Source organism: Flavisphingomonas formosensis, assembly GCF_009755815.1.
Classification (GTDB): domain Bacteria; phylum Pseudomonadota; class Alphaproteobacteria; order Sphingomonadales; family Sphingomonadaceae; genus Flavisphingomonas; species Flavisphingomonas formosensis.
In genome coordinates this window covers 485,117-510,796 of record NZ_WRPK01000003.1, presented here as the reverse complement: position 1 = coordinate 510,796, position 25,680 = coordinate 485,117, and the positions used below count along the sequence as shown (strand labels likewise).

Sequence of the window (25,680 nt, the reverse complement as noted above, 5' to 3'; positions counted from 1 at the left end):
GTTCCGGCGGCTTACACCACCAGGGCGCGCAGCTGCTCCGGCGCAACGATGATCAGGCAGCCTTCCTCGCGCCGCAATATGCCGCGCCGCTCCAGCCCGCTGATCGCGCGGGAGGCGGTTTCGCGTGAGGTGTGCACCCGCTGGGCGAGATCGGTCACGATCGGCACCGGCCGGATCGTGCGCCCGTCGCCGTCGCGCGCCAGGCGCAGCAGCTCGGCATGGACGCGCCCGATCGAGGAGAGGGTGGTCCGCTCGTACATGCGGTTCGTCATCGCCTGCAGCCGGCGCAGCAGCATGCGCGAAAGGGCGAGACCGACGCAGGCATGCAGCTCCGCGAGAGCGATGAAATCCGCCGTTGCGAACATCGCGGTGATGAGCTGGTCGGTCGCCACCACCTCATGGTCGTCCGCCTCGGCATCCTGGTCGAGCGCGCCGAACAGGTCGCCCGGCAGATATTCGTGCAGCAGCACCAGCCGCCCGTCGAACGTGTAGAGCTGCGCCACCGCATGGCCGGAAACGACGAGGAACAGGCTCGACGTGCGGGTGCCGGAGGCGATCACGATGGTGCGTGGCGCATGGCTCTTGCGCGCGCTGCGCTGGAGCAGCGTCGCCGCCACGTCGGCCGGGCAGCCGAACGTCGTCGTGAAGAAGGTCAGCAGATCCGGATCAGTCAAGTGATGCATTCCCCGCCCGCCACTGTGGAGCACAAACAATGTATTTCAAGCGCGGAGTAAAGCCGCCACGCACTCGTCGCGCTTTCGCGGCCCGTCGCGGGCCGACGGCTTGACGCGCGAACGGGCGGGGCGGAAGACAGCCGGCTATGGCATCCTCCTATCCCGGCAGCCCTTCGCGCCTCGGTTATGAAGCGGCCGATCGGCTGATCCTGTTCGGCGTCTCGGCGGCTGGCCTCGTCTCGGCGCTGCTGTTGCTCTGGGCGCTCGGCGATATCGTCTTCGCCGCGGCATTTCTCGCCACCTTCCTGGCGCTCGCGATGCTTGTGCTGCTCTTCGCCCAATTCCGCCGCGCATCGGCTGCGGCCGCGCCGATGCTGGATATCGCGCTGCTCGGCGCCGCGCTGGACGAGGGCGCCGACGCTGTCGCCATCACCGATCGGGCGGGCAAGCTGGTCTATGCCAATCGCACCTTCGCGAACTGGTTCAGGGGCTATGCCCCGCCGCCGGGCATTCCGCTTGGCGAGCAGGCGGTGGAAAGCCTGTCCACGGCCGCCCGCGCCGCGTGGCGGGACGGGCAGGCGCCGGTCCATGGAATTCGCCTGGATCACGGGCCGCTGGAGGTCTCGGTCGCGCGGGCTGGCCAGCACGAGGATCATCTCGTCTGGCGCTTCGGCCGCGCGGAGACCTTCGACATCGCCGGTGAAGCCGCCCGGATGATCGAGGGTGAGCCGGGCCTGCGCCTCGGTGAGGCGGGGATGATGGCCGTGCTCGTCGCGCATGACGGGCGGGTGATCGCGGCGAACCGCGTCTTCGGGCATCGCGCGCTCGGCGGGGAGGGCGACATCGCCGGCCGCTCCTTCGTCGATCTGCTCCACAATGGCGAGGATGGCAGGATCCGCCTCGCGCAGGAGGATGAGGATGCGGCGCCGCTGCGGCTCGTGCAGGTGCCGATCGATCCATCCCGGCCGGACGGCCCGACCCTGTTCGTGATCCTGGACGAGGCCGACGCCGCCTCCGGCGAGGCGCAGGGCCCCTCCGCCACCAATCTCTATGCGCTGCTCGGCATGATGCCGCTCGGCCTTGCCCTGGCGGAGCGCGACGGGCGCTTCCTGTTCATCAACGACGCCTTCGCCCGCGCCGCCGGCACGGGAACGCGCGATACGCCGGTCTATCCGAGCGATCTCGTCGTGAAGGAGGACAAGTCGGCCGTGTCCGATGCGGTGCGGCGTTTCGCCGCCGGCCAGGCCATGTCCGGCGATATCGCCATCCGCCTCAAGCATCGGCCGGAAGAGCCTGTCGCGCTCACCATCGCGGGCGCGCGAGGCCTCGGCAGCGCCGCAGTGCTGCTCAGCCTCAAGGACAATAGCGAGGAGAACCGGCTGAAACGCCAGGTGGCGCAGGCCACCAAGATGCAGGCTGTGGGGCAGCTCGCCGGCGGCGTCGCGCACGATTTCAACAACATATTGACGGCGATCATCGGTCATTGCGATCTGATGATGATGCGTCACACGCCGGGTGACAGTGATTATGACGACATCCAGCAGATCAAGCATAATTCGAACCGCGCCGCCGGCCTGACCCGGCAACTGCTCGCCTTCTCCCGCCAGCAGACGCTGCGTCCGCAGATTCTCCAGCTGCCGGACGTGATCTCGGAAATCTCCAACCTGCTCAAGCGACTGCTCGGCGAGACGGTGACCCTTGTGGTCAAGCATGGCCGCAATCTCGGTGCGGTGCGCGCCGATCCCGGCCAGCTGGAGCAGGTGATCGTCAATCTCGCGGTCAATGCCCGCGATGCGATGGCGGACGGCGGGACGCTGACGCTGCAAACCTATTCCGTCTCTTCCACCGAGGTGCGCCAGCTCGGCAGCGACATCCTCCCGATCGCCGACTATACCGCGCTCAGCGTTTCTGACACGGGCGTCGGCATCCCGGCAGACGTGCTCGGAAAGGTATTCGAGCCTTTCTTCACCACCAAGGAGGTCGGCAAGGGCACCGGCCTCGGCCTCTCGACCGTCTACGGCATCGTCAAGCAGTCGGGCGGCTTCATATTCGTCGATTCCAAGGTGGGGCAGGGCACCACCTTCGTCATCTATCTGCCGGTGCATCGCGCCGAGACGCCGGCTCCCACGGCGCCGCTGCGCAAGGAAAAGTCCGGCGAGCTATGGGGCAGCGGCACGATCCTGCTGGTCGAGGACGAGGATATGGTGCGCGCCGTCGCCGAGCGCGCTCTCTCGCGCCAGGGCTATAAGGTGCTGACCGCGTCGAACGGCGAGGAGGCGCTGGAAACGCTGGAGGCCGCTGCGGACAATGAGCCGATCGATCTCCTGATCTCCGATGTGGTGATGCCGACGATGGACGGGCCGACGCTGGTACGCCACGCCCGGGAGAAATTCCCCGCTTTGCCCATCCTGTTCATGTCCGGCTATGCGGAGGAGCAGCTTCGTCGATCGATCGCGATCGACAATGTCGCCTTCCTGCCCAAGCCATTTTCGGTGCAGCAGCTTGCCGAGGCGGCGCGCGATACGCTGCGGCCCGCCCAGCCGCGGGAGGATGCCGAAGAGGATGAAACGGAAGAATGATCCGTCGGACCAGCGCCTTGCCTGCGTTGGCGGCGCCGACTGTTCCAATCCGGGCAAAATGCCGCAAGGAAAGCCTCTATCCTGCTGCGCGATCGATGTTATGTCGCTGACATGCTGACCCCGAAATCGATTCTCGTCATCGAAGATGAACCGCTCATCGCCATGATGCTGGAAGACTATCTGGATGTGCTCGGCCACAAGGTGGTCGGTACGGTGGACACTGTCGCCGAGGCGCTCGATCGGGTTGCGAAGGGTGATTTCGACGCTGCGATCCTCGACGTTCATCTGCGCGGCAACGAACCGAGCTGGCCGGTGGCGGATGCGCTGTCGGATGGGGGCATACCCTTCCTGCTGGCCACGGGAGGACTCACCGATCAGCCGCCGGCGCGCCATGCCGATGCGCGCATCCTCGCCAAGCCCTTCACAATCGACGGCATCCGCGCCGCCCTGAACCGCTGCTTCCCGGACGCCTGATGCAGGCGGTTCGCAAGCTGCGCTAAGCTGACGGCCGCTCCAGCGCCGATTTCATCCGGTCGAGCATATCCACCGCACGGGCGGCATAAGGGCCGATCCAGCGGTCATGGATCTGCTTGATCGGCAAGGGATTGAGATGATTCCAGCGCTCGCGTCCCCTGCGCTGCACGATCACCAGGTCGGCCTCCTCCAGCACCTTCAGATGCTGCATCACCGTACACCGATCGAGCCCGTCGAGCCGCGCGCATAGCGTGCCGGTGGTGTGCGGCTCGTCTTTCAGCATGTCCAGCATCCGGCGGCGCACCGGAGCGGCGAGTGCCTTGAAGACGCGATCCTGATACTCGACAGAAGACATGTTATAAAAGTATAACCTGTCGGGACTCGATGCAAGCGCGCACCGCAGCGGAAAGCCGCATCGAAACGAGGAGCCGTGCCGTGGAACTGAAATTCAGCGTATCCGCCCATGTCTTGCGGCCAGTTAGCGAGGTGTTCGAGGCTGTTGCCGATCCGGATCGGCTGTCCGCCTATTTCACCACCGGTGGCGCCAAAGGCCGGCTTGAGACAGGAGCCGTCGTCAGCTGGGACTTCCACGATTTTCCGGGCGCCTTTCCGGTGACGGTGATCGAGGTCGAACGGGATCGGCGTATCATACTGGAATGGGATGCCAATGAAGGCGAGGGGACGGCACCCTACCGCACCACCGTCACCATGACCTTCGAGCCGCTGGAGGACGATCGCACGCTGGTGACGATCACCGAGACCGGATGGCGGGAGACGCCGGCCGGCCTCAAGGCCTCCTATGGCAATTGCATGGGCTGGTCGCAGATGCTCTGCGCGCTCAAGGCGTGGATCGAATATGGCATCAACCTGCGCGAGGGCATGTATAAATAGCGGCTTCCCATCCTCCCGGAACGGGGAGGGGGACCGCCGAAGGTGGTGGAGGGGCTCCCGCTCACCTCGGAGGTGGCGCTTGTCTTATGCGGGAACGCCTGCCCCGTTCCGGAGAGGATGGGCGTCCCGCTTCAAGCCCGGTCGACACGCGCCGCATAGCAGCCTCGCGTCGCATAATGGGCATGGAGATACGCCGTTGCCTCGTGCTCCAGCATCGCCTCGATCGCCAGCTTGAGGTCGTCTCCGTCGATCAGCCGCGCGTCCTTCATTTCGCCGTCGTTGTCGAAGGCGCGTAGCGAGATCGGCCTGATTGCGAGAGCGGTCGGGATGGCGTCGATCAGGTCGCAGCGCGTCTCGGCGCCTTCGCGCACGAAAATGGCATGGCTCGATCGATAGGGCGTGTTTGCCGGCTGATGGAGGTAGTTGAGCAGGATCAGCCGTTCGCCCGGCTCGGCGTCGCGCAATTCGATGCGATCGGGATAGCCGGGGCGGGCATCGGCGATGCAGCGCCGCGCACCGCGCGCAGCCAGCGCTGCGTCGTCGAGGCCGTAAAGCGGACGGAATGGGGCGGGATCGAGGCCGGTGATGCGGAAGGACATGATATGCTCCTGTGAAAGGCGCATCCGGTCTGCCCCGCAAGCCGCACGGCCGCATCCCGCGGCTTGCGGTCAAAGCGCGGCGAGATGCGCGGAGACTGCGGCCACGTCCGAATAGTCGCGCCAGGCGAGCACGCGCGGTCCGTCCATCTCGAAAATGCCCATCAAGGGGATGCGGATCACCTCCTTGCCCGCCGCATCGTGGAAGATGTCCGTTCGCTCCGTCAGCACGATCGAGCCGGCCGCCGCGATGTGATGGGTCACGACATAGCCGCCCGTTACCTTCGCCTGGCGGACGAACATGTCCATGAATGCCACCGCTTCGTCGGGACCGACCGTTTTGGCGAAGCCGACATTGTCCCAGACCGTATCCTGCGTGAAGCGACGCCGGATCGATTCGATCATCGCCTCGATGCTGCTCCATTCTCCAAAGAAGCGCAGAACTTCGTCGCATGCCTGTGACATGTCTCTCTCCCCTGTATTTTCCGGCACCATAGCTGTCGCGCGCCATTCGGCAACCGGGGCTGGATTGCCGGAAGTTCCCCTCTTGTTCTCTTGGAACATTTCCAGTACGAACAGCTTCGCGTTGAACCCTACGCTTCGGCGATCTACGAGAAGGACGATTGCGATGGCCGCACAACTCAAGATCATCGGTTCCGAAGGACAGACAGCAGGCATGGATAGACAAAAGGCCCTCGACGCCGCGCTCGCCCAGATCGATCGCGCCTTCGGCAAGGGATCGGCAATGAAGCTCGGTTCGCGCGAGAAGATCGAGATCGAGGCGGTCTCGACCGGTTCGCTCGGCCTCGACATCGCGCTCGGCATCGGCGGCTTGCCGCGCGGCCGCATCATCGAGGTGTTCGGTCCGGAAAGCTCGGGCAAGACCACGCTCGCGCTGCATGCCATTGCGGAAGCGCAGAAAGCAGGCGGCACGGCGGCGTTCGTCGACGCGGAGCATGCGCTCGATCCGGTCTATGCCAAGAAGCTGGGCGTCGATATCGACGAACTGATCGTCTCGCAGCCGGATACGGGTGAGCAGGCGCTGGAGATCACCGACACGCTGGTCCGTTCCAATGCGATCGACGTGCTCGTCGTCGATTCGGTCGCCGCACTGGTGCCGCGCGCCGAAATCGAGGGCGAGATGGGCGACAGCCATGTCGGCCTGCAGGCCCGCCTGATGAGCCAGGCTCTGCGTAAGCTCACCGGCTCGATCAGCCGCTCGCGCTGCCTCGTGATCTTCATCAACCAGATTCGCATGAAGATCGGCGTGATGTACGGCAATCCGGAGACGACCACCGGCGGCAATGCTCTGAAATTCTATGCGTCCGTCCGTCTCGACATCCGTCGTACCGGCCAGATCAAGGATCGCGACGATATCGTCGGCAACACCACGCGCGTGAAGGTGGTGAAGAACAAGGTCGCCCCGCCGTTCAAGCAGGTCGAATTCGACATCATGTATGGCGAAGGCATTTCGAAGGTCGGCGAGATTCTCGATCTCGGCGTCAAGGCCGGTATCGTCGAGAAGTCGGGCGCCTGGTTCTCCTATGATTCGATCCGAATCGGGCAGGGCCGGGAGAATGCGAAGAACTGGCTGCGCGAAAATCCTGAAATGACCGATCGGATCGAGAAAGCGATTCGCGGCAAGACCGAGGCGGTCGGCGAGGCGCTGATGGCAGGCCCCGAAGAGGGTGACGATATCTAGTGGATCGTATCCGACAAAAGCATCCGCTCTTGTCGGAGGTCCGATCCACTAAGCCATGGCTTCGCCAGGTTCACCTGATCGGTCTGCCGACCGACAGTCACAGTTCCTTCCTGCGCGGCGCGGCCGCGGCTCCGGCCGCGATCCGCGCCGCTCTTGCAAGTGCGCACTCCAATGCTTCGGCCGAGCTCGGTGGCGAATTCGGGACTGATATCGGCGTGCACGACTGGGGCGATCTGCCGCTCGTCGAGGCGGTGGACAGCGACGATGCGCAGATCGATGCCGCCATCGGCGCTGCGCTGGCGGCAGGAGGCGTCCCGATCTCGCTCGGCGGCGATCATTCGGTGACCTTTCCGATCGTGCGCCGCATCGCTCAGGCGATCGGCCCGGTGAATATCCTTCATATCGACGCGCATCACGATCTCTACGATGATTTCGAAGGCGATCCGCGCAGCCATGCCTCGCCCTTCGCCCGCATCATGGAGGGCGGTTTTGCACATGGCCTCGTCCAGGTCGGCATCCGTACCCTCAATCGCCACGGACGCGAGCAGGCAGATCGCTTCGGCGTGCGCATCGTGCCGATGCTCGGATATCACATCGATGCCGTGCCGGTGCTGGAAGGACCGCTCTACATCAGTCTGGACATGGATGGTTTCGATCCCGCAGTTGCTCCCGGCGTCTCGCATATCGAGCCGGGCGGTCTCACCGTGCGCGAGGTGCTGGCGCTGCTCGATCGCCAGGCCGCACCGATCGTCGGCGCCGACGTGGTCGAGCTGAATCCGTCGCGGGACGTGAACGGCATGACCGCGATCCTCGCCGCCAAGATGGTGAAGGAGCTTGCGGCGCTCGCCATGCGCAACGGCTTCGCATTTCGGAGCTAAAGTTTGGGCTGCGATCTTCTCAAGCGCGTCGAGGTCGCTTAAGTCGCGGCTATGACATCGACCAACGACATCCGCCGTTCCTTCCTCGATTACTTCGGATCCGAGGGGCATCGCGTCGTGCCTTCGGCGCCGCTGGTGCCGCACAACGATCCGACGCTGATGTTCACCAACGCCGGCATGGTGCCGTTCAAGAACGTCTTCACCGGCCTGGAAACGCGCCCCTATTCCACGGCGACGTCGAGCCAGAAGTGCGTCCGTGCCGGGGGCAAGCACAATGATCTCGACAATGTGGGCTATACCGCGCGGCACCACACCTTCTTCGAGATGCTCGGCAATTTCTCGTTCGGCGATTATTTCAAGGAACGCGCGATCGGCCTCGCCTGGAATCTGATCACCCGCGAGTGGGGGATCAGCGCGGATCGGCTGACCGTCACCGTCTATCATACCGATGACGAGGCCTATGATCTGTGGCGCAAGATCGCCGGCCTGCCGGAAAGCCGGATCATCCGCATCCCGACCTCGGACAATTTCTGGGCGATGGGCGATACCGGCCCTTGCGGCCCCTGTTCGGAGATTTTCTTCGATCACGGCGATCACATTCCCGGCGGCCCTCCGGGCAGCCCGGATGAGGATGGCGATCGCTTCGTCGAGATCTGGAACCTCGTCTTCATGCAATATGAGCAGGTCGACAAGGAAACCCGTGTCGATCTGCCCAAGCCGTCGATCGACACCGGCATGGGGCTGGAGCGGATCGCCGCCGTGCTCCAGGGCGTGCACGACAATTATGATACCGACACGTTCAAGGCGCTGATCGCCGCTTCGGGCGAACTCACCCGCAGCGATACGGCGGGCCCGATGAAGGCGAGCCACCGCGTCATCGCGGATCACCTGCGTGCCTCCGGCTTCCTCGTCGCCGATGGCGTGCTGCCGGCCAATGAGGGTCGCGGCTACGTGCTGCGCCGGATCATGCGCCGGGCGATGCGCCATGCCCATCTGCTTGGCGCCAGCGAGCCGCTGATGTACCGGCTGGTGCCGGCGCTCGTCGCGGAGATGGGCGTCGCCTATCCCGAGCTCGTCCGCGCGCAGCCGCTGATCGAGGAGACGCTGAAGCTCGAGGAGACGCGCTTCCGTCAGACGCTCGCCAATGGCTTGCGCCTGCTCGACGAAGCGACGGGCGCGATGAAGCCCGGCGACACGCTGCCCGGCGCCGTCGCATTCAAGCTCTACGATACGTTCGGCTTCCCTTACGATCTCACCGAGGATGCGTTGCGCGCCCAGGACCTCGCCGTGGACCGCGCGGGTTTCGACGAGGCGATGGCCGAGCAGAAGCGCAAGGCCCGCGAGGCGTGGAAGGGCTCCGGCGAAAAGGCGTCCGACGAGATTTGGTTCGATATCGCCGAAGAATTCGGCAGCACCGAATTCACCGGCTATGTCAGCCATGAGGGCGAAGGTCAGGTGCTCGCCATCGTCAAGGACGGTGCGCGTATCGACAGCGCCAGTGCGGGCGATGCGGTGACGATCGTCACCAATCAGACGCCTTTCTATGGAGAAAGCGGCGGTCAGGCTGGCGATGCGGGCACGATCGACAATGATGCCGGCTTCCATGCCGTGGTCGGCGACACCTCCAAGCCACTGGGTCGGCTCCAAGCGCATCAGGCGCGGATCGAGAGCGGCACGGTCAAGGTCGGCGATGCGGTCCATCTGTCGGTCGATGTCGAGCGCCGCTCGCGCCTGCGTGCCAATCATAGCGCTACCCATTTGCTGCACGCCGCGCTCCGCAACCGTCTCGGCGGCCATGTGACGCAGAAGGGCAGCCTCGTTGCAGCCGATCGGCTGCGTTTCGATTTCTCGCATCCCAAGGCGATGAGCCCGGCCGAGATCGCAGCGGTGGAAGCCGATGTGAACGCGCATATCCGCGCCAATGACGATGTCACCACCCGGCTGATGACCCCGGACGAGGCGATCGCCGCCGGTGCCATGGCGCTGTTCGGCGAGAAATATGGCGAAGAGGTGCGCGTGCTCTCGATGGGGCAGGGCGGCGACGCTGATAGCTCCTATTCGGTGGAGCTGTGCGGCGGCACCCATGTTTCGGCGCTCGGCGACATCGCCTTGTTCAAGATCGTGTCGGAAAGCGCGGTCTCGTCAGGCGTGCGTCGTATCGAGGCGCTGACCGGCGAAGCGGCGCGCCAGTGGCTCACCCAGCGTGAAGATCGGCTGAAGGAAGCCGCTGCCGCGCTCAAGGCATCTCCGGAGGAAGTGCCGCAGCGCGTCGCGTCGCTGATCGAGGATCGCCGCCGGCTCGAGCGCGAGCTGGCCGAAGCCAGGAAGGCGCTCGCGCTCGGCGGTGGCGGGGCGAAGAGCGAGGCTGCAGGCCCCGAGCATGTCAACGGCATCGCCTTTATCGGCCAGGTGATTGAAGGGCTCGATCCCAAGGGGCTGCGCGGTCTCGTCGACGATGCGAAGAAGCGGCTCGGTTCCGGCGTGGCCGTGCTGGTTGCAGTCAATGACGGCCGCGCCAGCGTCGCGGTGGGCGTCACGCCCGATCTCGTCGCCAGTCACGATGCCGTGGCCCTGGTCAAGCGCGCCGTGGCGACGCTCGGCGGGCAGGGCGGCGGCGGTCGGCCCGACATGGCGCAGGGTGGCGGTCCCGACGGCGGCCAGGCGCTCGCCGCGATCCAGGACGTGAAGGCTGCGCTCGGCGGCGTTCCAGCCGAGGCCTGATTTTCCTTCGGCATTCCGGGCTTGATCCCGGATGGCAACAACGGGAAGGCAGGCCCGTACCGAAAGCGGAAAAGCGGAACCGCCGCTCAGGCCCCGACGGCGCCAGGCGGCGGCGGGTCGGGCAGAGCCACGTCCACTTCGGCCGGCCGGGGGGCCGGGCTCGGTTCCTCGGTGCGCTTGCGGGTGATCGGGTCGCGCCGCATCTGGGACATCTCGACGATCCGGTCGCGCATTTCGGCCCGCTTGCGATGGATCGATTCGATCACCGGCCCCATGGCGAGACCGAGATCGACCAGCACCGCTTCGGATAGCTGCAATGAGGATTCGAGGGTTTCCGGCACCGCGTCCGTCGCGCCAGCCCGATAGAGCTCGGCCGCATGATTGGCATCGCGGGCCCGCACGACCAGCGGCAGTTCGGCGAACATCCGCCGGATACGGCGGGTGATGTGGACGATCTGGACGGGATCGTCCATCGTCAGGATCACCGAGCTCGCACGGCCGAGATCGAGCCTTTCGATCATGCCCGGCCGGGAAATGTCCCCGAACATCACATTATAGCCCTCTCGGCGCGCGCGCTCGACCGTGTCGATGTCGGCGTCCACCGCCAGATAGGGTTGCTTGTGTTCGCGCAGCATCTCGGCGATCAGCGTGCCGACCCGGCCCATGCCGATGATGACCGAGCGTTTCTCGCCGAACCAATCGTCCGCGCTTTCGATCGCGCTGGCGTCGTCGCTCTCCACCGTGCGTGCCGCCCGGCGCCCGACCAGCGCCAGCACCGGCGTGAGGATCAGGCCGATCGCGGTCACTGTCTGCCAGAAGGCGGCGGTCGCGGAATCGATGAGCCCGGCCTGCAATGCGGTGCCGAGCACGATCAGCGTGGTTTCCGATGGCGAGGCCATCAGGAAGCCGATCTCGGCGGCGACGCCCATGCGGGTGCCCACCATCCGCAACAGTCCGGTCATCACCGCCGTCTTCACGATGACGACGCCCGCCACCGCGACCAGCAGCGTCGGCCAGTTGGCCATCACCGCGCGCAGGTCCAGCCCCATGCCGACGGTGATCAGGAACACGCCGAGCGCCAGTCCCTTGAAGGGCGACGTGACCAGCTCGACCTCGGAATGATATTCGGTCTCGGCGATCAGCAGGCCGGCGATCAGCGCGCCGACGATCGGCGAGAGCCCGGTCGCGGCGGTGGCGATCGACGAGAGGATGACGACCAGCAGGCTGATCGACAGGAACAGTTCCGGGCTCTTCGTCCGCGCCGCTTGGGCGAACAGGCGCGGAAGCAGGAAGCGGCCGATCAGCAGCATCATCGCGATCGTCAGCACGCCGGTCCATAGCGTGTGGATGAGGCCGTCGACGCCGGCATCGCCCGCCCGCGGCGCGATCGCGCCGAGGATGAAGATCACCGGCACCAGCGCCAGATCCTCGAACAGCAGCATCGCGAAGGAGGTGCGGCCGACCGGACTGGTCATCCCCGCCATCGGCAGGACGAGCGCGGTGGAGGAGAGGGTGAGCGCGACGCCGAGGCCGAACGAGCCCGCCCAGGGCAGGCCCGGCAGCGCGAAATGCAGCGCGGTGCCGATGATCAGGCCGGACAGGACGAGCTCGGCCGCGCCCAGCCCGAACACCTCGCTGCGCATCGCCCACAGGCGCCGGAACGACAGCTCCAGCCCGATAGAGAAGAGCAGCAGCACGATGCCGAATTCGGCGAAGGGCTCGATCGCGGCCGGATTGGATATGGTGACATGGTAGAGCCAGGGTGCCCTGTCGACCAGCGATCCGAGCCCATAGGGGCCCGCCAGCACGCCGACCAGGATGAACCCGATGACGGGGTTGACCCGAAAGCGTGCGAAGGCCGGTATTACGATACCCGCCGCACCGAGGATGACCAGCGCATCGCTGAATCCGGCTGAATGAACCCCTGTCGCCATAGGGCGACATTATGCGGCCTTTGCGGGGAATGTCAGCAGTGCTGATGCGCTAAGATGAACCTTATTTCACACTTGCCTGCCTGCACCCGGGGTGAAGCAAAAAGGCCCGCCCCGATCATCCGGGGCGGGCCTTCGTCGCTCGTGGATCAGCAGGCTGGCCTTACTTCCACTCGCCCATCGCTTTCTCGAGGTTGGTGCGGATCGCCTCGAAGAACTGCTCGGTGGTCATCCAGGGCTGGTCCGGTCCGATCAGGATCGCCAGATCCTTGGTCATGCCGCCGCTCTCGACGGTCTCGATGCAGACCCTCTCCAGCGTCTCGGCGAAGCGCGTCACGTCCGGCGTGCCGTCGAACTTGCCACGGAAAGACAGGCCCTGCGTCCACGCGAAGATCGACGCGATCGGGTTGGTGGAGGTCTGCTTGCCCTCCTGGTGCATGCGATAGTGCCGCGTCACCGTGCCATGCGCCGCCTCGGCCTCGATCGTCTTGCCGTCCGGCGACATCAGCACCGAGGTCATCAGGCCCAGCGAGCCGAAGCCCTGCGCAACCTGATCCGACTGCACGTCGCCATCATAATTCTTGCAGGCCCACACGAACTTGCCGCTCCACTTGAGCGCGGAGGCGACCATGTCGTCGATCAGGCGGTGCTCGTAGGTGATGCCGGCAGCCTTGAACTTGTCGGCGAAATCGGCGTCGAAGACCTCCTGGAACAGATCCTTGAAGCGGCCGTCATAGGCCTTGAGGATGGTGTTCTTGGTCGAGAGATAGAGCGGCCAGCCACGGTCGAGCGCATAGTTCATGCTCGCCTTGGCGAAGTCGCGAATCGACTGGTCGAGATTGTACATGCCCATCGCGACGCCGGAGCCGGGGAAGTCGAACACCTCCTCTTCGATCGTCTGGCCGTCCGTGCCGGTCCAGACCATCTTCAGCTTGCCGGGTCCCGGGATCAGGAAATCGGTCGCGCGATACTGGTCGCCGAAAGCGTGGCGGCCGACGACGATCGGGTCGGTCCAGCCCGGGATCAGCCTGGGAACATTCTTGATCACGATCGGCTCGCGGAACACGACGCCGCCCAGAATGTTGCGGATCGTGCCGTTCGGCGACTTCCACATCTTCTTGAGCTTGAATTCCTCGACGCGAGCCTCGTCCGGCGTGATCGTCGCGCACTTCACGGCGACGCCATACTTCTGAGTCGCCTTGGCGCTGTCGATGGTGATCTGGTCGTTCGTCTCGTCGCGCTTCTCGATGCCGAGATCATAATAGTCGAGATCGATGTCGAGATAAGGGAGGATCAGCCGCTCGCGAATCCACTGCCAGATGATGCGGGTCATCTCGTCGCCGTCCATCTCGACGACCGGGGTCTTCACCTTGATCTTAGCCATGGGCTCGCTTTCTCCTGGGGACCGAAAATCATGTGGCACGCGTCTAGGGCCTGAAATGCGCGCGATCAACTGCCGCTGGGCGGCGTCGGATTGTGGCCGGACCACGATGGCGCGCGATCATGGCCGGACAAGCAATTCCTGCCCGAATTCGGCCTGTGCGTTCACATCACGGCGTCTCGGCGCCGATTTTTAGGAAAACTGGCTCCCTCTTTCCGACACGTTGTTCTAAGATAGCGCGATGGCTTCCATCATTCCGCCGGACGGCGGCACCCCCACCATCAAATGGCGCTTCCCGTCGGTTCACCCCGACGGCAGGAAATTCGTGGTCATCGCTGCGGCGATCGTGCTGCTCTTCGCGATCCTCCATTGGACGACGCTCGCCTGGCTGATGGCTGGCGTGACCATCTGGGTAGCAGCCTTCTTCCGCGATCCGATCCGAACCACGCCGAAAGGGGAGGGCTTCATCGTCGCCCCGGCAGACGGGCTGATCACCTTGATCCAGGCGGTCCCGCCGCCCAAGGAAATGGCGGGCGAGGATGGTCTCGGCTTCGAGCCGATGATGCGCGTGTCGATTTTCATGAGCGTGTTCGACGTGCATATTAACCGTTCGCCGATCACCGGCACGATCCGGCGCGTGGTCTATATTTCGGGCAAGTTTCTCAACGCCGACCTGGACAAGGCCAGCGAGGACAATGAGCGGCAGCATTTCCTGGTCGAGGGCCTGGATGGCACCCGCATCGGCTTCACCCAGATCGCCGGCCTCGTCGCGCGCCGTATCGTGCCGTTCGTGAAGACCGGCGACATCGTGGCCGCGGGCCAGCGCGTCGGTCTCATCCGCTTCGGCAGCCGTGTCGACGTCTACCTGCCCGCCGGCACCCAGCCCCGCGTCGCCCTCGGTCAACGCACGATCGCGGGTGAAACCGTCCTCGCCAAATTGGGCGAGACCGACAGGGTCGGCGGCGTCGCGCAATGAGCGATATCCGGCGCGACAGCGCCCGGCGCGGTATCCCGTTGCGAGCGCTCGTTCCTAATGCGGTGACGGCGCTTGCTCTGTGCTTCGGCCTTACCGGCATGCGTTTTGCGATCGGCGGCGAATGGGAGCGCGCGCTCGGATCGATCATCATCGCTGCGGTACTCGACGGCATAGATGGCCGTATCGCCCGCCTTCTGAAAGGCGAGACCCGCTTCGGCGCAGAACTCGATTCGCTGTCAGACGTGATTGCCTTCGGAGTGTCTCCGGCGATCATCCTCTATCTCTGGTCTCTCCAGCATCTCCCTCAATTCGGCTGGATTTTCTCGCTGGCCCATGCGGTGTGCTGCGCTCTGCGCCTCGCGCGCTTCAACGCCAACATCGATGCGGTGGAGCAACCCCACAAATCGGCCGGATTCCTCACCGGCATTCCCGCTCCCGGCGGAGCCGCCCTGCTCTTCCTGCCCATGTATCTATGGCTTTGGACGGGCAACGCCCTGTTCAGCGAAACTTGGCTGGTCGCGCCATGGGCCGCGCTGGTCGCGTTCCTCATGATCTCCAGCCTCGCGACCTACAGTTGGTCAGCGCTCAAACCGCGTCGCGGCATCCGGCTGGAAGTGATCCTGGTCGTCGCTCTCCTCGGAGGCGCCCTGATCTCGGCGCCCTGGGCCACTTTGACGGTCGTCGCGATCCTCTATCTGGCGACGATACCGTTCAGCATCCGGGGCTATGCCCGCGTCAGGCGGCTTCGCGCAGCACAGCAGGACGCGGCATAGCCCGACGACGCCGGGCTGTCATACGCACCGGCGGGAGCATGCCGGCCGCGCCGCTACTCCGGCCATGGAGAATGCGACTGATTTCGCTCCATTCACCGATCAGCGTGACCGCCATGCCGGCGATCACGACGAACAGCATGCCCGAGAAATAGATCGTTGACAGAATGTGAAGCATTGCCGCCTCCAAAACCGCATAGTGCAATAGGCCATCGTCCCGAGCAGAGTGCGCGCTGAACGGCCTGTCGCATCGTCCGTTCCTGACTGTTCTCTTTTTGTTCTAAGGTCAAGCCTTGATTTGAGGGAATTTTGCGATTAAGCGGCGCCCCATTCCACATGCGGGGCGCACATACCGGTGCTCGGGTTTGCTCGAGTCACTGCTCCGCAGAGGTAAAACCGGAAGGAGAAAGACCTATGGCGGCTCCCACCGTCTCCATGCAGGCGTTGCTCGATGCGGGCGCGCATTTCGGCCACCAGACCCATCGCTGGAACCCGAAGATGAAACCGTACATCTTCGGCGATCGCAACGGGATTCACATCATCGATCTGTCGCAGACCGTGCCGCTGTTCGCGCGCGCTCTCGATTTCGTGGCGGCCACCGTCGCCCATGGCGGCAAGGTACTGTTCGTCGGCACCAAGCGCCAGGCGCAGGAGCCGATCGCCGAGGCGGCGCGCCGCTCCGGACAGCATTTCGTCAATCATCGCTGGCTGGGCGGCATGCTCACCAACTGGAAGACGATCTCCAACTCGATCAAGCGCTTCAAGGCGCTCGAGGAGCAGCTTTCGGGCGACACGCACGGCCTGACCAAGAAGGAAGTGCTTCAGCTCACCCGTGAGCGCGACAAGCTCGAGCTTTCGCTCGGCGGCATTCGCGACATGGGCGGTATCCCGGACATCATGTTCGTGATCGACGCCAACAAGGAAGAGCTGGCGATCAAGGAAGCGAACACGCTGGGCATCCCGGTCGTCGCGATCCTCGATTCGAACGTCGATCCGTCGGGCATCGCTTTCCCGGTTCCCGCGAATGACGACGCCGCGCGCGCCATCCGCCTCTACTGCGATGCGATCGCCGACGCTGCGACCCAGGGCAACCAGGGTGGCCGCGCCGCCCGCGGCGAAGATCTCGGCGCTCTTGCCGAGCCGCCCGCGGAAGAAGCGCTGGCGTAACATTTTTCCTGCATCCCGGCGCGGCATCGCGCCGGGATCGTGCGATGCGGGGCGACCCGTTTTCGAGCGGCCCCGGCTGAAAGGCTCCGAGCGGCGACGCCACGGGCCTCTGCTGGGGCAGCTTATTTTTGAGAAGATCGAAAGGACAAGGACATGGCGGAAGTGACTGCCGCGACTGTCAAGGAACTGCGCGACCGTACCGGCGCCGGCATGATGGACTGCAAGAAGGCGCTGGCCGAAGCCGGCGGCGACATGGAGGCCGCGGTCGACTGGCTGCGGACCAAGGGGCTCGCCGCGGCCGCCAAGAAGGCCGGCCGTCAGGCTGCCGAAGGCCTCGTCGGCGTGGCCGTCAAGGGCACCAAGGGTGCGGTGGTCGAAGTCAACTCGGAAACCGACTTCGTCGCGAAGAATGACCAGTTCCAGTCCTTCGTGAAGTCGGTCAGCGAGATCGCGCTCGACACCGGCAATGACATCGACGCGCTGGCCTCGGCGAGCCATCCCGAGGGCGGCACGGTCGCGGAGAAGCTGACCAGCAACATCGCCACCATCGGCGAGCAACAGGCGCTGCGCCGCGCGAAGACCGTCGAGGTCGCCGAGGGCGCGGTGATTCCTTATGTCCACAACGCAGCTGCGCCGGGCCTCGGCAAGATCGGCGTGCTCGTGGCGCTGGAGAGCGCGGCTCCGGTCGAGAAGCTCGAGGCGCTGGGCAAGCAGCTGGCGATGCACATCGCAGCCGCCAACCCGCAGGCACTGACCGCCGACGGCCTGGATGCCGACACGATCGAGCGCGAGCGCGCGATCGCGGCTGAAAAGGCAGCCGAATCGGGCAAGCCCGCCAATATCGTCGAGAAGATGGTGGACGGTGCGATCGCAAAGTTCCGCAAGGAGAATGCGCTGCTCAGCCAGCTGTTCGTGATGGATAACAAGACGCCGGTTCAGGACGTCATCGCCTCGGCCGCCAAGGAAGCTGGCGCACCGATCGTGCTGAAGGATTATGTGCGCTTCCAGCTCGGTGAAGGCATCGAGAAGAAGGAATCGGACTTCGCGGCGGAAGTCGCCGCGGCCGCGGGCGTCTGATCCGCGCCGACGATCTGTTCGAAGGGAAGGGCGGTCGCCAAGCCGCCCTTCCCGGGACGGCCGTGGGAGCCGTTCTACCCTCGCTTTTCAGGTGAGGCGAATTGGCGAAAGCCTCCTTGGCATCGGCCGATGTCCTCTCTAAGGTCCGCGCCGTCCCGACCAGCAAGAATGGAAATCAGACAGGCGATGACACGCCCGCGCTTCAACCGCATCCTCCTCAAACTCTCGGGCGAGGTGCTGATGGGGCCCGGCCAGTTCGGCATCGACCCCGAAACCGTTGCGCGCGTGGCGGACGAGATCGCCGGTGTCGCCCGCAATCATGAGCTGTGCCTCGTAGTCGGCGGGGGCAATATCTTCCGCGGCCTTGCAGCAGCGGCGCGCGGCTTCGAACGGACCAGTGCCGATTATATGGGCATGCTGGCCACGGTCATGAATGCACTGGCGGTGCAGAATGCGCTGGAACAGATCGGCGTCGACACGCGCGTCCAATCGGCGATTCCGATGAACACGGTGTGCGAACCCTTCATCCGGCGCCGCGCTGAGCGGCATATAGAGAAGGGGCGGATCGTCATCTTCGCCGCGGGCACCGGCAATCCCTATTTCACAACCGACAGCGCGGCGGCGTTGCGCGCAGCCGAGATGGGCTGCGACGCGCTGTTCAAAGGCACCTCCGTCGACGGCGTCTATGATGCCGATCCGAAGAAGATTCCCACGGCAAAGCGTTACGATACAGTTACTTTCAGCAAGGTCCTGTCGGATGATCTGAAGGTAATGGACGCCAGTGCGGTGGCGCTGTGCCGCGACAACAACATCCCGATCGTCGTCTTCAACATTCGCGAGCAGGGCAATCTGGCCCGCGTGCTTGCCGGCGAAGGCACAGCAACGGTCGTCCAGAACGAGGAGATGTGACATGGCAGCCTATAACAAGGCGGATCTGGAGCGGCGCATGCACGGCGCGGTCGAGGCGCTGAAGCATGATCTGGCCGGCTTGCGCACGGGCCGCGCATCGACCACGCTGCTCGATCCGGTAACCGTCGAGGTCTATGGCGCCCATATGCCGATCAACCAGGTTGCCACAGTTTCCGCACCGGAACCGCGCATGCTCCATGTGCAGGTGTGGGACCGGTCGAATGTCGGCCCGGTCGACAAAGCGATCCGTTCGGCCGGGCTCGGTCTCAATCCGATCGTCGATGGTCAGAATCTGCGCCTGCCGATCCCGGATCTCACCGAGGAGCGCCGCAAGGAACTGGCCAAGCTGGCCGGCCAATATGCGGAGAAGGCCCGCGTCGCGGCGCGCAACGTCCGCCGCGATGGCATGGACGCTCTCAAGACCGACGAGAAAAAAGGCGAAATCGGCGAGGACGAGCGTAAGCGCCGCGAAACCGACGTGCAGAAGCTGACCGATTCGACCATCGCCGAGATCGATGGCGCCGCTTCGGCCAAGGAAAAGGAAATCCTCGGCAAGTGAGCTCCGCTCCCGCCAGGCCGGAGCCGGCGTCCGGAGGTGGGGCGGGGGTCGTCCCGCGCCACGTCGCCATAATCATGGACGGCAACGGACGCTGGGCGAAGAAGCGCATGCTGCCGCGTGTCGCAGGGCACCGGAAGGGGGCCGATGCGGTTCGCGCGGCCGTGCGAACCGCCGGGGAGCTCGGCATCGAGGCGCTGACCCTCTATGCTTTCTCTTCGGAGAATTGGCGGCGCCCGGCAGACGAGATTTCCGATCTGATGGGACTGTTGCGCCATTATCTGCGCAGCGAGATCGACGAACTCGATGCGAATGGCGTCCGTTTCCGCATCATCGGCGACCACAGTCGCCTGGAATCCGATCTGGTGCGCATGCTGGAAGAAGCGAGCGAACGGACCGCCCATAATCGCGGTCTTACGCTCGTGATAGCGCTCAATTACGGTGCACAGGACGAGCTCGTGCGGGTGGCTCGCTCTCTTGCAGCCGATGCCAAGGCGGGGCTGCTCGATCCGGCGGCGATCGATGCCGAGGTTTTTGAGAGCCGTCTGGACACCCAGGGTCTGCCGCCGCTGGATCTGCTGATTCGCACCTCAGGCGAGACGCGGTTATCCAATTTCCTGCTTTGGCAGGCGGCCTATGCCGAGTTGATGTTCGTGGATACGCTGTGGCCGGACTTCAACGGCGATGCGCTGCGCGACGCGGTTGCCGCCTACGGACGGCGCGAAAGACGTTACGGAGGCCTGTGACGACCAGACCAATGGGTGAATTGGCGACGCGGAGCCTCGTCGGCACTGGGCTGATCGTGGTCGCCGTGCTCGCCCTGTGGGCAGGCGGTTGGGCGTTCGGCCTCCTCGTTGCGCTTGCTGCCGTAGCGATGCTCGTCGAATGGCACGGCCTCACGCGGAGACGCGGATTGCACTGGCTCGCGATCGGCATTGTGTACATCGCGTCCTCGGCCGCCGCGCTGACCTGGCTTCGGTCGCTGGACGACGGCGCGATCGTGCTATGGGTGTTCATCGTGACATGGGCGACGGACATACTGGCCTATTTCACGGGGCGGAGCTTCGGCGGTCCGAAGCTCGCGCCATCGATCAGCCCGGGGAAAACCTGGTCCGGCCTTATCGGCGGCGTGATCGGTGCCAGTATCGGCGGCGGGCTTGTCGTTCACCTGTGCGGTTTGGCGACCGGGCTTTTGTTGCTGGCGCCATTGCTGGCGGTGGCGGCCCAATGCGGCGACCTTTTCGAAAGTTCGCTGAAGCGGCGCGCGGGCGTGAAGGATTCGGGAAAGCTGCTGCCGGGCCATGGCGGAGTTCTGGATCGGCTCGACGGTCTGTTGCCGGTCGCGTTGCTGACCGGCTTGGCATATTTTAGTGGATGGATCGCGGTATGAGCGGACGGCGTTCGATAACCATACTCGGAGCGACGGGCTCGATCGGCACCTCGACGCTGGATCTGATCGAGCGCGAGCCCGAGGCATTCGAAGTCGTGGCCCTGACGGCGCAGCGCGACGTTGCCGGCCTCGCCGCCGCTGCAAGGCGGACGCGCGCGCGAATCGCCGTCATCGGCGATGCGGCGCTGCTGGCGGATCTCCGTGCTGCGTTGGATGGCAGCGGGGTGCAGGCGGCGGCCGGTCATGATGCGATCGTCGATGTCGCCGCCGAGCGGGCGGACTGGACGATGGCGGCGATCGTCGGCGCGGCCGGGCTCAAGCCGGTCATGGCCGCGCTTCAGCGCGGCGGCACGATCGCGCTTGCCAACAAGGAGTCGCTGGTCTCCGCCGGTGATCTCATGACGGGTGCGGCGCGGCAGCGCGGCGCGACGCTGCTTCCGGTCGATTCCGAGCATAATGCGGTTTTCCAATGTTTCGACCATGAGGACGCCTCGCGCGTCCGGCGCGTCATCCTGACTGCCAGCGGCGGTCCGTTCCGTACCTGGACGCGTGCCGAGATGGCATCGGTCACGCCGGAGCAGGCGGTCAAACACCCCAACTGGTCGATGGGCGCCAAGATCTCGATCGATTCGGCGACGCTGATGAACAAGGGGCTGGAGCTTATCGAGGCCTACCACCTCTTTCCGGTGGGGGTAGATCGGTTCGACGTGATCGTCCATCCCCAGTCGGTCGTCCACTCGATGGTGGAGTATATCGACGGATCGGTGCTCGCGCAGCTCGGCACGCCGGACATGCGCACGCCGATTGCGCATACCCTGGCGTGGCCGACGCGCATGAAGACGCCGTGCGCGCCGCTCGATCTCGCCGCGGTCGGGCGGCTGGATTTCGAAGCACCGGACATCGATCGCTTTCCTGCCTTGGGACTGGCCAAGGCCGCTCTCGTCGCTGGAGGTGCACGGCCTGCCGTCCTCAATGCCGCCAACGAGGTCGCCGTGGCGGCCTTTCTTGGTAAACGAGTTGCTTTCCTAGATATTGCCGCCATCGTCGCGGATGTTCTCGACCGGTTCGATCCGCCGCCCCCTGCGACGCTCGACGACGTGTTCGAGATCGACGCGGGTGCCCGGCGCGAGGCCGGGCGGGCGATGGAGGCATTGGCGGCGTGACGCAGTCACCTGGGGTTATCATGACGGTCCTGAGCTTCCTGCTCGTCATCGGACCCTTGGTTTTCATACACGAGCTGGGCCATTATTTCGCCGGCCGCGCCTGCGGGGTGAAGGCGGATGCCTTCTCGATCGGTTTCGGGCGCGAGATACTCGGTTGGACCGACAAGCGCGGCACTCGCTGGAAGGTCGGCTGGATGCCATTCGGCGGCTATGTGAAGTTCGCTGGCGACATGAACCCCGCGAGCGCACCGACCGACGACTGGCTGATGCTGCCGCCCGAGGAACGGGCCAAGACCTTCCAATCGAAGAAGCTGTGGCAGCGCTTCATCATCGTGCTCGCCGGACCGATGGCAAATTTTCTCTTTGCCATCACGGTCTTTGCTGCGGTCTTCTCCTTCTACGGCGAGCCGCGCACTCCGGCGGTGGTGTCGCATGTGCTCCCCGGTTCCGCCGCCGAGGCCGCAGGCATCCGGCCGGGCGACCGGATCACCATGATCGCGGGACAAGGAATCCAGCGCTTCGAGGATATTGCTGATATCGTCAGCCTGCGCCCCGGCGAGACACTGCGCATGGATGTCTATCGCGGCCCCACCCAGGTTCACCTCAAGGTAACGCCCGGCGTGCGCGAGGAGAAAGACCGGTTCGGCAACGTCTTCCGCATCGGAATGCTCGGCATTTCATCGGCCGAACGCGTCGTCGTCCCGCTTCAACCACATGAGGTACTGACCGCCGCCGTGGGCCAGACGGTGTCGAGCGTGCGCATGATGGTCGATACGCTGGTCCAGGTCATTACCGGGCGCCGCGCGGCATCGGAGCTCGGCGGCCCGCTCAGGATCGCACAGTTTTCGGGGCAGGTCGCGTCGATCGGCTGGTTCGAGGTCGTCATGTTCATGACGATGATCTCGATTAATCTCGGATTCATCAACCTCTTGCCAGTTCCTCTGCTGGATGGCGGCCATCTTTTCTTCTATGCAATCGAGGCGGTCCGGCGGCGGCCGCTTACTCCGGCGACGCAGGAGTGGGCGTTTCGGTCGGGTCTCGCCTTGCTGCTCACGTTGATGGTATTCGTCACGATGAACGATCTCGGTTCCTTCGGTGTCTGGCAGCGGCTTGCCGGGTTGATCGGACGATCCTGATCGGGCAGGGCTAGAGTGGGTGGAAGGTTGGCCGGTTCGGCCAGCGCCCTTTTCGGGACGGGGACGGTTCGCAGGTGACATTCATTTCAGTACGGCCGCACGGCCCCCGATTGGCTTCGGCGCTCCTGATCGGCACGATCCTGGGCGGTACTTCCGCCTTGGCGCAGAGCACGACCGCAACTCCCGCCGCTCCTCCGGTTGCGCCTCCTGCGGCGGCACCCGTTGCCGGAGTGGTAAAGTCGATCACCGTCTCAGGTTCACAACGCATAGAACCGGACACGGTTCGATCCTATCTGTCGTTCAAGGCAGGCGATTCCTATACGCGCGAGACGCTGGATCAGGCCCTGAAGGACCTCTACGCGACCGAGCTGTTCGCGGACGTGCAGATCCGCGACGACGGCGGCGCGCTCACTATCCTGGTCCGCGAAAATCCCGTGATCAACCGCATCGTCCTGGAAGGCAACAAGGCGGTCAAGGACGACAAGATCCGTCCCGAGATACACCTTGCCCCACGCGAGATCTTCACGCGATCCAAGGCGCGCGCCGACGTGCAGCGCATCATCGAGCTGTATCGGCGCCAGGGCCGCTTCGCCGCCACCGTCGAGCCGCAGATGGTGCAGCTCGACCAGAACCGTGTCGACATCGTCTTCCAGATCACCGAGGGCAAGAAATCCAAGGTTCGCCAGATCAACATCATCGGCAACCAGAAGTTCGGCGACGGGCGCCTGCGGCAGGAGATGGCGACCAAGCAGTCGCGGCCCTGGCGCATCTTCAGCTCATCGGACAGCTACGATCCCGATCGTCTCGCCTATGATCAGCAGAAGCTGCGGCAATTCTACCTGACCCAGGGATATGCCGACTTCAATGTGGTCTCGGCGCTTGCCGAGCTGACGCCGGACAAGCGCGATTTCATCATCACATATGTGGTCGAGGAAGGTGAACGCTATAAGTTCGGCGACATCAACGTCGACAGCGACATCCGCGACCTCAAGCCCGCCGACCTGCAGCCGCTGGTCAAGATGCACAAGGGCGACTGGTACAATGCCAAGATGGTCGAGGACACGGTCGACCTGATCAACCAGACCGCCGGCCTGCTCGGCTATGCCTTCGCCGATACCGATCCGCAGTTCGACCGTGACAAGGACACGCGGACGATGGCGGTGACCTTCAAGGTCAACGAGGCGCCGCGCGTCTATGTCGAACGGGTGGACATCAACGGCAACACCCACACGCAGGACAAGGTGATCCGCCGCGAGTTCCGCCTCGCGGAAGGCGATGCGTTCAACAGCTTCAAGGTCAAGCGCTCGCGCGACCGCATCCAGAGCCTGGGCTTCTTCCAGGATAAGCTGGAGATCGACCAGAAGCAGGGCAGCGCGCCGGACCGGGTGATCCTGACGACCAACGTCGAGGAGAAATCAACCGGCGAGCTCCAGGTCTCGGCTGGCTATTCCAGCCTCGAGCGCTTCATCGTCAACCTCGGCATCACCGAGCATAACTTCATGGGCAAGGGCCAGGAGGTCCGCGCCAGCGCCGATTGGTCGAAATATTCCAAATCGGTCAATCTCGGCTTCACCGAACCCTATTTGTTCGACAAGAACATTGCGATCGGCGGTGACGTATATCGGCGCGACTATAACTCGTTCAACTATCTGAACGGCAACGACCGCCAGACCACCTATTCGCAGTCCACCACGGGCTTCCAGGTTCGCCTGGGCGTGCCGCTGACCGAATATTGGTCGACCGCGCTGCGCTACACGCTCAACTATGACGACGTGTCGCTCGACAAGGGTACCTATTATACCGACGGCAAGTGCGATCCGATCCTTGCCGGCCGCTATCTCTGCGATGCGATCGGCAAGCGCCTGACTTCGTCCGTCGGCTACAGCCTGGTCTACGACAATCTCAATAATCGTATTCGGCCGAGCGCCGGCCGGCGCATCATCCTGAGCCAAGATTTCGCAGGCCTAGGCGGCGACGTTCGGTACATCCGCTCCACGATAAACGCGAAGCAATATTGGGGTATCGGCAACGGCTTCATCTTCTCGCTGAGCGGCGAAGGTGGCGTGATCTTCGGCCTCGGCCAGTCGGTCCGCCTCACCGATCGCTTCTTCCTCGGCGATCCGCAGATGCACGGCTTCGACATCCGCGGCGTCGGCCCGCGTATCATCCGGCGCTATACCGATCCCACGTCGACGGGCACCGACAAGACCGACGATGCGCTCGGCGGCAACAAATATTATCAGGGCCGTGCGGAGCTCGAAATCCCGCTCGGCGCCGGTGCGCGCGAGCTCGGCCTGAGGCCGTCGATCTTCGCCGACATCGGTGCCGTGTGGGGCACCAAGATCAATTCCAACGATCTGGTGCAGAATCCTACAGCCTATACCCGCCCGATCCTTGACAGTGCTGGCAACCAGCAATGCTATAACAGCTCGACCGGCGCGCTCTCGACGAAGCCAACCGGCGACTGCCCGACCGGGACCACGCTATATGGCCAAACCATCCCAGCTTTCACCGAGCAATTCTATGGCAACACGCCCAAGCCGCGCGTAGCGATCGGTTTCGGCGTGAACTGGAATTCACCCTTTGGCCCATTCCGCATCGATATATCGAAGGTGCTTCTGAAGGCCAAAGGCGACGACACCAAGCTTTTCTCGTTCAACGTAGGGACCCAGTTCTAATGAAAAAATTCGTTTCTCTCGCGACCACTGT

At 64.4% G+C, this 25,680-nt stretch carries 24 protein-coding genes; 17 read left to right on the top strand and 7 right to left on the bottom strand.

The features are described 5' to 3' along the window. Positions 1-11 precede the first annotated feature (11 nt). Positions 12-674 (bottom strand): Crp/Fnr family transcriptional regulator, encoded by a 663-nt coding sequence (locus GQY20_RS11810; protein WP_157217258.1) that lies wholly within the window; start codon positions 672-674, stop codon positions 12-14. A 146-nt stretch (positions 675-820) separates the two neighbouring features. Between GQY20_RS11810 and GQY20_RS11805 the strand changes: the two genes are divergently transcribed. Further along, positions 821-3,253 carry a hybrid sensor histidine kinase/response regulator gene (locus GQY20_RS11805; RefSeq protein ID WP_157217257.1) on the top strand — a complete coding sequence of 811 codons (2,433 nt, stop codon included), beginning with the start codon at positions 821-823 and terminating at the stop codon, positions 3,251-3,253. A gap of 111 nt (positions 3,254-3,364) precedes the next feature. Beyond that, on the top strand, positions 3,365-3,727 hold the full coding sequence (locus GQY20_RS11800) for a response regulator (protein ID WP_157217256.1): 363 nt from the start codon (positions 3,365-3,367) through the stop codon (positions 3,725-3,727). A gap of 22 nt (positions 3,728-3,749) precedes the next feature. Here the strand turns inward: GQY20_RS11800 and GQY20_RS11795 are convergent, their stop codons facing one another. Further along, complete coding sequence (locus GQY20_RS11795) at positions 3,750-4,082, bottom strand: ArsR/SmtB family transcription factor (protein WP_157217255.1); 333 nt, start codon at positions 4,080-4,082, stop codon at positions 3,750-3,752. An 80-nt stretch (positions 4,083-4,162) separates the two neighbouring features. On the opposite strand from GQY20_RS11795, the gene GQY20_RS11790 reads away from it, so the two are divergent. Next, complete coding sequence (locus tag GQY20_RS11790; RefSeq protein WP_157217254.1) at positions 4,163-4,618, top strand: SRPBCC family protein; 456 nt, start codon at positions 4,163-4,165, stop codon at positions 4,616-4,618. Positions 4,619-4,749: 131 nt separating this feature from the next. Here the strand turns inward: GQY20_RS11790 and GQY20_RS11785 are convergent, their stop codons facing one another. Both GQY20_RS11785 and GQY20_RS11780 read right to left on the bottom strand, forming a co-directional pair. Next, positions 4,750-5,217 carry a DUF1203 domain-containing protein gene (locus tag GQY20_RS11785; protein ID WP_157217253.1) on the bottom strand — a complete coding sequence of 156 codons (468 nt, stop codon included), beginning with the start codon at positions 5,215-5,217 and terminating at the stop codon, positions 4,750-4,752. Between the two features lie 69 nt (positions 5,218-5,286). Next, entirely contained in the window at positions 5,287-5,679 is a 393-nt protein-coding gene (locus GQY20_RS11780; RefSeq protein ID WP_157217252.1) for a limonene-1,2-epoxide hydrolase family protein, read from the bottom strand. A gap of 163 nt (positions 5,680-5,842) precedes the next feature. On the opposite strand from GQY20_RS11780, the gene recA reads away from it, so the two are divergent. The 3 genes from recA to alaS are packed head-to-tail and all read left to right on the top strand — an operon-like array spanning position 5,843 to position 10,515. Next, positions 5,843-6,916 carry a recombinase RecA gene (gene recA, locus GQY20_RS11775; protein ID WP_157217251.1) on the top strand — a complete coding sequence of 358 codons (1,074 nt, stop codon included), beginning with the start codon at positions 5,843-5,845 and terminating at the stop codon, positions 6,914-6,916. A 29-nt stretch (positions 6,917-6,945) separates the two neighbouring features. After that, on the top strand, positions 6,946-7,794 hold the full coding sequence (gene speB / locus GQY20_RS11770) for an agmatinase (protein WP_232476005.1): 849 nt from the start codon (positions 6,946-6,948) through the stop codon (positions 7,792-7,794). A gap of 51 nt (positions 7,795-7,845) precedes the next feature. Next, positions 7,846-10,515: an alanine--tRNA ligase gene (gene alaS / locus GQY20_RS11765; protein WP_157217250.1), complete on the top strand. Its 2,670-nt coding sequence runs from the start codon at positions 7,846-7,848 to the stop codon at positions 10,513-10,515. 86 nt (positions 10,516-10,601) lie between these two features. Here alaS and GQY20_RS11760 read toward each other — a convergent pair whose 3' ends face one another. Next, the gene (locus tag GQY20_RS11760) at positions 10,602-12,449 is read right to left on the bottom strand and encodes a cation:proton antiporter domain-containing protein (protein WP_157217249.1); all 1,848 of its coding nucleotides are present in this window, start codon (positions 12,447-12,449) and stop codon (positions 10,602-10,604) included. Positions 12,450-12,609: 160 nt separating this feature from the next. Further along, positions 12,610-13,830, bottom strand: a complete 1,221-nt coding sequence (locus GQY20_RS11755; RefSeq protein ID WP_157217248.1) for an NADP-dependent isocitrate dehydrogenase — start codon at positions 13,828-13,830, stop codon at positions 12,610-12,612. Positions 13,831-14,068: 238 nt separating this feature from the next. On the opposite strand from GQY20_RS11755, the gene GQY20_RS11750 reads away from it, so the two are divergent. Both GQY20_RS11750 and GQY20_RS11745 read left to right on the top strand, forming a co-directional pair. Beyond that, positions 14,069-14,803, top strand: coding sequence for a phosphatidylserine decarboxylase (locus GQY20_RS11750; protein WP_157217247.1), 735 nt, complete (start codon positions 14,069-14,071; stop codon positions 14,801-14,803). Continuing rightward, positions 14,800-15,576, top strand: coding sequence for a CDP-alcohol phosphatidyltransferase family protein (locus tag GQY20_RS11745; RefSeq protein WP_157217246.1), 777 nt, complete (start codon positions 14,800-14,802; stop codon positions 15,574-15,576). Before GQY20_RS11750 ends, GQY20_RS11745 begins: the two co-directional genes overlap by 4 nt. Here the strand turns inward: GQY20_RS11745 and GQY20_RS11740 are convergent. Further along, complete coding sequence (locus GQY20_RS11740; protein WP_157217245.1) at positions 15,539-15,778, bottom strand: hypothetical protein; 240 nt, start codon at positions 15,776-15,778, stop codon at positions 15,539-15,541. The genes GQY20_RS11745 and GQY20_RS11740 overlap by 38 nt on opposite strands. 209 nt (positions 15,779-15,987) lie before the next feature. On the opposite strand from GQY20_RS11740, the gene rpsB reads away from it, so the two are divergent. The 9 genes from rpsB to bamA all read left to right on the top strand — a co-directional run bounded on the left by rpsB (position 15,988) and on the right by bamA (position 25,649). Continuing rightward, positions 15,988-16,740, top strand: a complete 753-nt coding sequence (gene rpsB / locus GQY20_RS11735; protein WP_157217244.1) for a 30S ribosomal protein S2 — start codon at positions 15,988-15,990, stop codon at positions 16,738-16,740. Positions 16,741-16,893: 153 nt separating this feature from the next. Further along, positions 16,894-17,817 (top strand): translation elongation factor Ts, encoded by a 924-nt coding sequence (tsf, locus tag GQY20_RS11730; protein ID WP_157217243.1) that lies wholly within the window; start codon positions 16,894-16,896, stop codon positions 17,815-17,817. 186 nt (positions 17,818-18,003) lie between these two features. Continuing rightward, positions 18,004-18,726, top strand: coding sequence for a UMP kinase (gene pyrH / locus GQY20_RS11725; protein ID WP_157217242.1), 723 nt, complete (start codon positions 18,004-18,006; stop codon positions 18,724-18,726). Position 18,727: 1 nt separating this feature from the next. Further along, positions 18,728-19,285: a ribosome recycling factor gene (gene frr, locus GQY20_RS11720; protein ID WP_157217241.1), complete on the top strand. Its 558-nt coding sequence runs from the start codon at positions 18,728-18,730 to the stop codon at positions 19,283-19,285. Beyond that, on the top strand, positions 19,282-20,028 hold the full coding sequence (locus GQY20_RS11715) for an isoprenyl transferase (protein ID WP_157217240.1): 747 nt from the start codon (positions 19,282-19,284) through the stop codon (positions 20,026-20,028). Before frr ends, GQY20_RS11715 begins: the two co-directional genes overlap by 4 nt. After that, entirely contained in the window at positions 20,025-20,672 is a 648-nt protein-coding gene (locus GQY20_RS11710) for a phosphatidate cytidylyltransferase (RefSeq protein WP_332836088.1), read from the top strand. Before GQY20_RS11715 ends, GQY20_RS11710 begins: the two co-directional genes overlap by 4 nt. After that, positions 20,669-21,835, top strand: a complete 1,167-nt coding sequence (locus GQY20_RS11705; protein WP_157217239.1) for a 1-deoxy-D-xylulose-5-phosphate reductoisomerase — start codon at positions 20,669-20,671, stop codon at positions 21,833-21,835. Before GQY20_RS11710 ends, GQY20_RS11705 begins: the two co-directional genes overlap by 4 nt. Next, entirely contained in the window at positions 21,832-22,971 is a 1,140-nt protein-coding gene (gene rseP / locus GQY20_RS11700) for an RIP metalloprotease RseP (RefSeq protein ID WP_157217238.1), read from the top strand. The genes GQY20_RS11705 and rseP overlap by 4 nt, the downstream gene beginning before the upstream one ends. A 74-nt stretch (positions 22,972-23,045) precedes the next feature. Next, positions 23,046-25,649: an outer membrane protein assembly factor BamA gene (bamA, locus tag GQY20_RS11695; protein ID WP_232476003.1), complete on the top strand. Its 2,604-nt coding sequence runs from the start codon at positions 23,046-23,048 to the stop codon at positions 25,647-25,649. The last annotated feature ends 31 nt before the right edge of the window (positions 25,650-25,680 follow it).